Origin of the sequence: Bradyrhizobium sp. PRIMUS42 (genome assembly GCF_023006515.1) — a bacterium.
Lineage (GTDB): Bacteria > Pseudomonadota > Alphaproteobacteria > Rhizobiales > Xanthobacteraceae > Bradyrhizobium.
The window spans coordinates 1-9,385 of record NZ_JALBGZ010000192.1; the positions used below are offsets into that span (position 1 = coordinate 1).

Genomic DNA, 9,385 nt, shown 5'->3' on the forward strand with positions numbered 1-9,385 from the left:
CGCGCCCGATGGCCTCGGCAATTTCTTCCTCGCCGAGCATCTCGGCGCGTTGGCGGCGCGCCATCCGGGACTGGTCATCCAGCTCGTGCCGCTGCCGCGCACGTTCTCGCTGTCGCGCCGCGAGGCGGATATCGCGATCACGCTGGACCGGCCGAAGCAGGGCCGGCTCATCCTGTCCAAGCTCACCGACTACAGCCTCAGCGTCTACGCCTCGAAAGCCTATCTGAAGCGCGAGGGGCCGATCGAGATGCAGGCCGATCTCGCCGGCCGCCTGTTCGTCACCCACATCGAGGATTTCGCCTACAGCCCTGCCCTCGACTATGCCGCCGCCCTCGGGCGCCTGATGTCCCGCCGCTACGAATGCGGCAGCATCGTCGCGCAGATCGAGGCAGTCCGCGCCGGACACGGCATCGGCATCCTGCACGACTACGCCGCAAGCCGTTACCCCGAGCTCCGCCGCCTGCTGCCGGAAGTGCGTTTCGTCAGAAACTACTGGCTGACGTCACATCCCGACACGCACGGAACGCGGAGAGTGCAGGAAGTGCACCGGTTCATCGCATCGTCGGTGAAGGCGGCGCGGGGGGCGTTTGAAGCGGGGTGAGGGGGGCGCGAGGTGCGTAGGATGGGTAGAGCGAAGCGAAACCCATCAATTCTGGCCGCGCGGCGAGACGATGGGTTTCGCTTCCGCTCTAATCAGTGCGAATAGGAGCGCAACCCATTTCATAAAAATCCTCGTAGTTGAAAGATAACCGTCAGTCGTGGGCATTGTATTCAGATCGATATGGTGCACAACCGTGTGTCGATTGGCCTGATCCTCTGCCTTGTGAGATATGCGGCGGCCTTGAGCCGTAAAGCCGTCGCCGGGTAACCTCCTGTGTCGCCACCCCGTCAACCCCTCCCCGCGAAAATATTCCACTTTACCGAAATTCGGTTTTATCGTATGTGTCGCTCATCCCGGCTCATCCAAGAGGGGCGATCTTGTGTCGTCACGCATCGCGAGCCGGGGCTGCGGTGGACGCGGCAGCGTCGGCACGAGATGGGGCGGGCAGGGCGGGTAGTCCCTGTGAGCTCGATACCTGCGTGCAGACGAGCGGCGCTGCTAGGTTCGTCTTGCCTGTAAGTTTTCGGCTTTGTCGACAGGGCTGGAAATACTGCGGCGACATGGCGGGCCGTGCGTACGGCAAAACCGTGTGGTCCTGGCCGTCGTTGCTACGGTCAAGCCTTTCGAAGATGTGCGCGAGCCCAACCGGGCGGACGGCATCGTCAATTCGGACGGTGAGGGAGGCCAGAAGGAAAGTTCGGCTCCCGGGAGATCACGGCATAAGCCGTCCGGCCATCGCGCAGGGAAGGCCGAGTGATCGGCGACACCTGTATGCTGCTGTGCGGTCTCCTTTGCGCATTATTCGCGCAGCAGACCGCGGGTGCCAGCCGGCACCCGGCCTTCCCTGCGCCCTCTTGGCTTAAAAAGGGGGACGAGACGAAGCAAAGCTCGGGTGGTTCAAGCCGCGAGAATGCGAAGGCATGTCTGTGAGTCGAGCTGCGTGTCACAAATTCGATATCGTAGGGTGGGCAAAGGCGCTCTTGCGCCGTGCCCACCGTCTCTCTCGGTCGCGAAAGATACGTGGGCACGCTTCGCTTTGCCCACCCTACGACACGGCAGCGGCCACACATTCGGTGTCATCGCCCGGCTTGACCGGGCGATCCAGTACTCCGAGACGACCGTGATTGAACCGAGAAGCCGCGGCGTACTGGATTCCCCGCCTTCGCAATGACGGGAAGAGAGCGTGCGCCCTCACTCGGCTCTCGTGCCCCGGACGCAGCGCCGGGACACGAAAGTGAACGCCAACGATGTCTGCCCGTCCCCTCAGGCCCGATGCCACGCCGCCAGATTCCACGTGATGGTGTCCCAGCCCGAGATGTCCACCATGAGACTGTTGACCTCGGCGTTGACGATGTTGCGCGAGAGCAGCGGCAGGAAGACGTGGGCGTCGCAGAAGGTCTCGTCGACCTTGATCAGCAGCGCGGCGCGCTTGACGGGGTCGAGCTCGTTCTGCGCGTCCTTGTAGGCCTTGTCGGCTTCGGGAGTGGACCAGCGCGAGATGTTGCGGCCCAGCCATTTGTTGTCCTTGGTGGCGACCTCCCAGGAGACGCACTGGTTCAGGAAGCGCTCCGGATCGGGCTGCGGCTGCGTCGTGTTGTACATCTCCATGTCGGCATAGAATTTCGAATAGGTGTCGGGGTTGCCGACATCGGAGGAGAAGAACACCGATGCGGTGACCGACTTGATCTCGATGTCGATGCCGGCCTTCTCGCAGGCCTGCTTGATGATGGCCTGCGTCTTCTGGCGCGGCGCGTTGGTCGAGGTCTGGAAGACGTATTTGAGCTTCTTGCCGTCCTTCTCGCGGATGCCGTCCGCGCCCTTCTTCCAGCCGGCCTCGTCGAGGAGCTTGTTGGCCTTGTCGATGCTGAACTCGTATTTCAGCTTGGGCGACTTGAACTGCTTGGGCGCGTTGACGAAGCTCGCGGTGGCGACGCCGCCGCGGCCGTAGATGAATTTCTGGATCGAGTCGCGGTCGATCAACAGGTTGATCGCGCTGCGCACGGCCGGATCGGACAGCGTCGGGTGCTTGGTCTTGGCGTTCGAACGCTCGCCGTCGACCTCGGTCCAGGGATCCGTCGTGTTGAGGATGATGAACTCGACATTGCCCGACGGCGTGACGTCGAGCTTGCCCTTGCCGCTCGCCTCCATGCGCTTGAGCACCTCCTCCTCAACCTGCATGTTCCAGGCAAAGTCATATTCGCCGGTCTGCAGCACGGCGCGCGCCGCGGACACCGCATCGCCGCCGCCCTTGATCTCGAGCGTGTCGAAATGCGGCTGGTTCTTGATGTGATAATCGGGGTTGCGTTCGGCGCGGATCAGGTCGCCGGGCTTGAACTCGACGAATTTGTACGGGCCGGTGCCGACCGGCTTCAAATTGCCGGGCGCCTCGCGCGACTTGGCGCCGGCGTAGTCGCCGAAATGATGCTTTGGCAGGATCTGGCCGACCGAGCCGACGAAGGGATCGGCCCAGAACGGCGTCGGCGCCTTGAAGAACACCTTGACCGTATGGTCGTCGATCTTCTCGACCTTGATGTCCTTGTAGGATCCCGTGCTGTAGGCGGCCGTGGCGAGATCGGCGGCATAGACCCAGGTGAAGACGACGTCGTCGGCGGTGAAGGGCTTGCCGTCATGCCACTTGACGCCCTGCTTCAGCTTCCAGACCACGCTCATGCCGTCGGCGGCGAGGCCGCCGTTCTGCTTGGTCGGAACCTCGGCGGCGAGGCAGGGGATCAGATTGCCCTCCTTGTCCCAGCCGGCAAGCGGCTCGAAGAAGACGCGCGAGGCGATCTGGTCCTTGGTTCCGATCGCGAAATGCGGATTGAGCAGGGTCGGGGCCTGCCAGAGCAGCATTTTCAGCGGGCCGCCGCCGCCGGCCTTGGTCGGCTTGTACGGCAACGTGGCATCCGCCATCGCCACGTCATTCCAGACCAGGATCTGGCTCGCGATGGGTGCTGCGATTCCGACCGCGGCCACCTTCTGGATGAACGAGCGTCGCGACAGCGTGCCATGCTTCACCTCCGCGACCAGATTCCGGATTTCGTTCTCGTTCATCAGACCCTCCACCTCGAAGACATCACTCGCCGCCATCATGTGGCATCATGCAAGAGGCGGCAATGCTGGCGTGGCCGCAGGGCCATGCGACGAAATGACGATGGGAACGTCCTTGCAGGGCCACGAACTCGACCGCCGCCGGAACGACCCAGGCGACGAACTCGTCGCGAACTTGACTGCTCAAAGGTCGCGCCGGACCGCGCGGGCGGCGTGGCCGCAGCCCCGTGAATTCGTTTCGCGTTTGCTGCCGAATGGAGAACGCGTGCCCGCCGCAAGCACTCAATATGGATATCCATTTCATTGATTTCGGCCTACGGAGAAGCGAATACGGTTCCACTCGCTGCTCTAGACCTTCGGAGACCAAGATGTCGTTTCGCCTTCCCCTGATCCTTGCAACCATCCTGGCCGCGTGGTCGGCGAGCGCTGCCGCCGAGACCATCAAGGTCGGCGTGACGCCGGGGCCGCATGCGCAGATCCTCGAGGCGGTGAAGCCGATTGCGGCGAAGAACGGCCTCGACATCCAGCTCATCGAGTTCTCGGACTATGTCGTGCCGAACGCCGCGCTCGATGCCGGCGATATCCAGGCCAATTCGTTCCAGAACCAGCCCTACCTGGACAACCAGAAGGCCGACCGCGGCTACAAGATCGAGGCCGTCGGCCTGACCGTGAACTTCCCGATCGGCGTCTACTCGAAGAAGCACAAGGCCTTCGCCGACATCCCCGAGGGCGGCAAGGTCTCGATCCCGAACGATCCGACCAATGGCGGCCGCGTGCTGCTGCTGCTGCGCGACAAGGGCGTGATCAAGCTGAAGGACGGCACGGGCTTCAAGCCCACGGTGCTCGACATCACCGAGAATCCCAGGAAGCTGAAATTCATCGAGGTCGATGCGGCGCAGGCGCCGCGCGCGCTCGACGATGTCGACGCCGCCGCGATCAACACCAATTATGCAACCCAGGCGGGCCTCGATCCGGTCAAGGATCCGATCCTGCGCGAGGACCCGAAGGGCCCCTACGTCAACCTGATCGCCGTGCGCGCCGCCGACAAGGACAAGCCCTGGGTCAAGATCCTCGTCGACAGCTATCACACGCCGGAGGTCAAGGAGTTCGTCCTGACCAAGTTCAAGGGCGCGGTGCTGCCGAGCTGGTAGGCAGTCTGCCCAGCTCCAGCGCAGGGCGATCCCGGCGGGCAGCGTTGCGTACGAGCCTTGCGTATGAGCCTTGCGCAATGCCCGCTTGTCTGGAGCAGCAGTAACCGACATCATCGGCAGCCTGGCCATCCTCGCCCGACAGGGGTCGCATGAAACGCTTTGCAAATCTGAAACGCCTGGGGTTCTTCACGCGCCTGCTCGACGAGGCCCCGCCGGCCGACCGCTACCGCTTCGCGGCCGAGCAGATCGTGCGCGCCGAAAAGGCGGGGCTCGATTCCGCGTGGATCGCGCAGCATCATTTCCACGAGCGCGAAGGCGGCCTGCCGTCACCCTTCACGTTCCTCGGCTATGTCGCAGCCCAGACCTCGCGCATCCGCCTCGGCACCGGCATCGTCACGCTGCCGCTGGAGAATGCAGTGCGGGTGGCGGAGGACGCCGCGGTGCTGGATCTCATCTGCAACGGCCGCTTCGAGCTCGGCGTCGGCACCGGCGGCAATCCGTCGGCCTTTGCCGCCTTCGGTCTCGACAGCGCCCAGCGCAACGAGATCTTTGCGCGCAATCTGGAGGTCGTCCGCATAGCCCTGGTCGGCAAGCCGCTCGATGGCGGCGATACGATCTATCCGCAGCGGCCGCAGCTGGACAAGCGGATCTGGCAGGCAACGTTCTCGGTCGCGGGTGGTGTCCGTGCCGGCAAGGCGGGCGACGGCCTGTTGCTGTCGCGCACCCAGCCGCGAACCAAGGAGGCGCCGAAGGCGACCCTCGCCGAGATCCAGAATCCGGTGATCGATGCCTATCTGGAAGCGCTGCCCAAGGGAGTCGAGCCCCGCATCATGGCCTCGCGCAGCGTGTTCGTGGCCGACGACCATGCGGAGGCGATGCGCTTTGCCGATATCGGGCTGCGCCGCGCGCTGCCTCAGTTTCTCAAGGGCGGCCACGCCAAGCCGGGCGAGACGCTGGAGGAGATGATCACGGCGTTCGACACGCATGTCGGCGATGCCGACCACGTCATTGCCTCGCTCCGCACCGACGCGACGCTGGAGCGGGTGACCGATCTCGTCTTCCAGGTGCATTCGGTCGACGCGCCCCATCCCCATGTCCTGCGCTCGATCGATCTGGTCGCGGAGAAGGTTGCCCCGGCGCTGGGCTGGATCAGGACGGCACCCGAAGTGGCGCTCGCAGGTTAACCGCTATGAACGCGATCGCGTTGCACGAGGCTCAATGATGGCAACAACAGATATCATCGACACGCTCGCCGGGATCGAACCGGGCTCGGCTCTGGACGCCATCCGCGCCCGCCGCCTGCAGGCGCGCGAGAATGCGCAGAAGAGCTATCTCTCCCTGTTCGAGCCGATCGACGCGAGCGATTTTTCACTGGCCGAACGTGCCGCGATCGCGGCCTTCGTGACCGGACTTCACGGCGAATCCCCCGTTGCCGCCTTCTATCGCGAGAAGCTTGCCGCGAACGCGGATGGCGCGCGCCTGCTGGCAGCGATCGAGGCAGAGATCGCGCGGGGCAGGACCTCGGGTCCCTATGGCTCGTATCCTGCCGGTCCGCTGTCGGTCGAGAACACTGCCGGCCTGATTTATCGCGTGAGTGCGGCGAGTAAGTCCGCTCTCGGCATCAGGCTCGTCGCAGCGCTCGAGCATGCGCACCTGCTGGTGTTCCGGCCGCGCGATGCGGCATCCGCCGACATGAAGGCGCTGCTGGACGCCGGCTGGTCGAACACCGGCATCGTCACCTTCTCCCAGCTCGTCGCGTTCCTGTCGTTCCAGGTGCGGGTCGTCAGCGGCCTGCGCACGCTCGCCGCGGCGAACACATAAGAGGAGGCCGCAATCATGAGCGCCACCGTCAATCCCCCCGTCGTCTTCACCCAGGACGAACTGGGCTGGGTATCGTGGATCGACCCGCTGCCCGAGGCCGGTTTGACCGAGCGGCATTACGCCGGCCTGGTCGATCGCGCCCGCGCCAAGTCCGAATATTTCCGCCTGCTGGTGCGCGATCCGGAAGTCCTGGAAGCCCGCACCAAGACCGACAAGGACATCTTCTACAATGTCGCCGACGGCCTGCCGCGCGCCGAGCGCGAGCTCGCAGCGGCTGCGACCTCGCGCTACAATGGCTGCATCTATTGCGCGTCCGTGCATGCGCGCTTCGCCAGCACCTATTCCAAGCGCCGCGAGGACGTGCAGCGCCTGCTCGATGAAGGCGTCGAGGCCGATCTCGGCGAGCGCTGGAACGCCATCGTCAAGGCGTCGGTGGCGCTGGCCGCGACGCCGATCACGTTCGGTCCTGACAATATCGCCGACCTGCGCCGCGCCGGGCTCGACGATGCCGAGATCGTCGACGTCATCAATGGTGCCTCGTTCTTCAACTGGGCGAACCGGCTCATGCTGTCGCTCGGCGAGCCCTCGAAATAGGCAATTTCACCGGCATGGGAATTGCTGCTTGTTCAACACCTGAGTGGATGGAGCCGTGCATGAGCAACATCGATCGTCGTACCCTGATCAAGGGCTCGCTCGCCGCCATGATGGCGGGCGCAGCCTTCTCGCGCGCCGCCGTCGCGCAGACATCCGAACCGATCCTGCTCGGCGTCAGCGGTCCGCTCACGGGACCGAACGCGCAATATGGCACGCAGTGGAAGCAGGGTTTTGATCTCGCGCTCGACGAGATCATGGCTGCCGGCGGCATCAACGGCCGCAAGCTCGCCTACCAGTTCGAGGATAGCCAGAGCGATCCGCGCCAGTCGGTAGCGATCGCCCAGAAGTTCGTGTCCGATCCCCGGATCGTCATGGAGCTCGGCGACTTCTCCAGTCCCGCCTCGATGGCGGCCTCGCCGATCTACCAGCGCGGCGGCCTCGTGCAATTCGGTTTCACCAACTCGCATCCTGACTTCACCAAGGGCGGCGACTTCATGTGGAGCACCTCGGTCAGCCAGGCCGACGAGCAGCCGCTGCTGGCGGCCTATGCCGTGAAGCGGCTCGGCCTCAAGAAGCTCGCAGTGCTGCACCTCAACACCGATTGGGGCCGCACCAGCCGCGACTATTTCGTCAAGGCGGCGAAGGAATACGGCGCCGAAATCGCGGTGACCGAGGGCTACATCGCGGAGGAGCGCGACTTCCGCTCCACGCTGGTGCGGGTGCGTGACGCCAGTCCGGATGGGCTGATCCTGATCTCCTATTATTCCGACGGTGCGCTGATCGCGCGTCAGGCGCGGCAGGTCGGACTCAAGCAGCTGATCTGCGCCGCAAGCTCGGTCTACTCACCGAAATTCATAGAGCTCGGCGGCGAGGCGGTCGAGGACGTCCATCTCGGCACCCGCTACTTCCCCGAGGATCCCAGGCCCGAGGTGAAGAAGTTCATCGCAGGCTTCAAGGCGAAGTATGGCGGGCAGGAGCCCGACGCCTTCAACGCCTATTCGTATGACGCGATGAACATGGCCGCTGCCGTCGTCAAGATCGGCGGCACCGACCGCCGCGCCGTCCGCGATGCCTTCGCCAAGGTGAAGGACGTCTCCAGCGTCATCTTCGGCCAGGCCACGTTTGACGTCGAGAGCCGCCGCGTCAAGGGCGCCATGAACGCCGAGCTTGTCGTCCGCAAGGGCCAGTTCGCGCTCTGGGACGGCAAGCCGACTTGACTTCATGGCTGGAGCGATCGCTCCAGCCCGTTCTCCCTTCAGTAGGAACGCTGCGTGTCTTCCTGGCTCGACTACACCATCAACGGGCTGATCGTCGGCAATGTCTACGCGCTCGTTGCGGTCGGGCTTGCGTTGATCTTCGGCGTCAGCCGGCTGATCAACTTTGCGCAAGGCTCGATCTATCTCGTCGGTGCCTATATCGGCTGGGTGGCGGTGGTGCAGCTGCATACGCCGCTGCCGCTCACCATCATCGTGGTCGCGGTGGCCGCCGCGATCGTCGGGCTGATCATCGAGCGGTTCGGGCTTCGTCCGCTGCAAAACTCGGTGCGTATCGCGCCGCTGCTCGCGACGATCGGCATCAGCTTCGTGCTCGATCAGCTGGTGATGCTGACCTTCTCGCCCAATCCGCGCGCGCTGCCGAGCCAGCTGCCGGATGTCCGATTCCAGGTCGGCGGCGGCACGATCGGACCCCTTGATCTGCTCATAGCTGGTGTCGGCCTCACCAGCGCGCTGCTGCTGTTCGTGTTCCTGCGCTACTCCAAGCTCGGCTGGGCGGTGCGCGCCGCCTCCCAGGACCGCGACGCCGCGATGCAGATGGGCGTCGACGTCAACCGCGTCAATCAGGCCGTGTTCGGCATCGCCGCTGCGCTCGGCGGCGTCTCCGGCATGCTGGTCGGCATGTACTACAACCAGATCGACACCGCGATGAGCCTGCAGGCGACGCTCAAGGGCGTCGTCGCCGAAGTCGTCGGTGGTGCCGGCAACGTACCCGGCGCGGTGATCGGCAGCCTGCTGCTGGGTCTCGTCGAGAGCTATGGCGTTGCCATGTTTGGCACCAGCTACCGCAATCTGTTCGCCTTCCTGTTGCTCGTCGTCGTGCTCGTGCTCCGCCCGAACGGCCTGTTCGCCAGCGCGCGGCAGGCGCCGCCGGAGCCGCTCACCGGCACGTTCAT

Annotated in this window: 8 protein-coding genes; 7 read left to right on the top strand and 1 reads right to left on the bottom strand. The window is 64.5% G+C overall.

Going from position 1 to position 9,385, the window contains the following annotated elements; genetic code table 11:
- A partial coding sequence (locus MOV75_RS16475; protein ID WP_247006205.1) for a substrate-binding domain-containing protein occupies positions 1-601 on the top strand: 601 nt, incomplete at its 5' end.
- A gap of 1,263 nt (positions 602-1,864) precedes the next feature.
- On the opposite strand, the gene MOV75_RS16480 is transcribed toward MOV75_RS16475, so the two are convergent.
- The gene (locus MOV75_RS16480) at positions 1,865-3,652 is read right to left on the bottom strand and encodes a peptide ABC transporter substrate-binding protein (protein ID WP_246924614.1); all 1,788 of its coding nucleotides are present in this window, start codon (positions 3,650-3,652) and stop codon (positions 1,865-1,867) included.
- A 365-nt stretch (positions 3,653-4,017) separates the two neighbouring features.
- Between MOV75_RS16480 and MOV75_RS16485 the strand changes: the two genes are divergently transcribed.
- The 6 genes from MOV75_RS16485 to MOV75_RS16510 all read left to right on the top strand — a co-directional run.
- Complete coding sequence (locus MOV75_RS16485; protein WP_246924616.1) at positions 4,018-4,800, top strand: MetQ/NlpA family ABC transporter substrate-binding protein; 783 nt, start codon at positions 4,018-4,020, stop codon at positions 4,798-4,800.
- 149 nt (positions 4,801-4,949) lie between these two features.
- Positions 4,950-5,984 carry a putative FMN-dependent luciferase-like monooxygenase gene (locus MOV75_RS16490; RefSeq protein WP_246924618.1) on the top strand — a complete coding sequence of 345 codons (1,035 nt, stop codon included), beginning with the start codon at positions 4,950-4,952 and terminating at the stop codon, positions 5,982-5,984.
- Positions 5,985-6,021: 37 nt separating this feature from the next.
- Positions 6,022-6,621 (top strand): CMD domain protein, encoded by a 600-nt coding sequence (locus MOV75_RS16495; protein WP_246924621.1) that lies wholly within the window; start codon positions 6,022-6,024, stop codon positions 6,619-6,621.
- 15 nt (positions 6,622-6,636) lie between these two features.
- Positions 6,637-7,215, top strand: coding sequence for an alkylhydroperoxidase domain protein (locus MOV75_RS16500; protein ID WP_246924623.1), 579 nt, complete (start codon positions 6,637-6,639; stop codon positions 7,213-7,215).
- Positions 7,216-7,274: 59 nt separating this feature from the next.
- A complete protein-coding gene (locus MOV75_RS16505) occupies positions 7,275-8,432 on the top strand; it encodes an ABC transporter substrate-binding protein (protein ID WP_246924626.1) in 1,158 nt (385 codons plus the stop codon).
- Positions 8,433-8,486: 54 nt separating this feature from the next.
- A partial coding sequence (locus tag MOV75_RS16510) for a branched-chain amino acid ABC transporter permease (RefSeq protein ID WP_247006206.1) occupies positions 8,487-9,385 on the top strand: 899 nt, incomplete at its 3' end.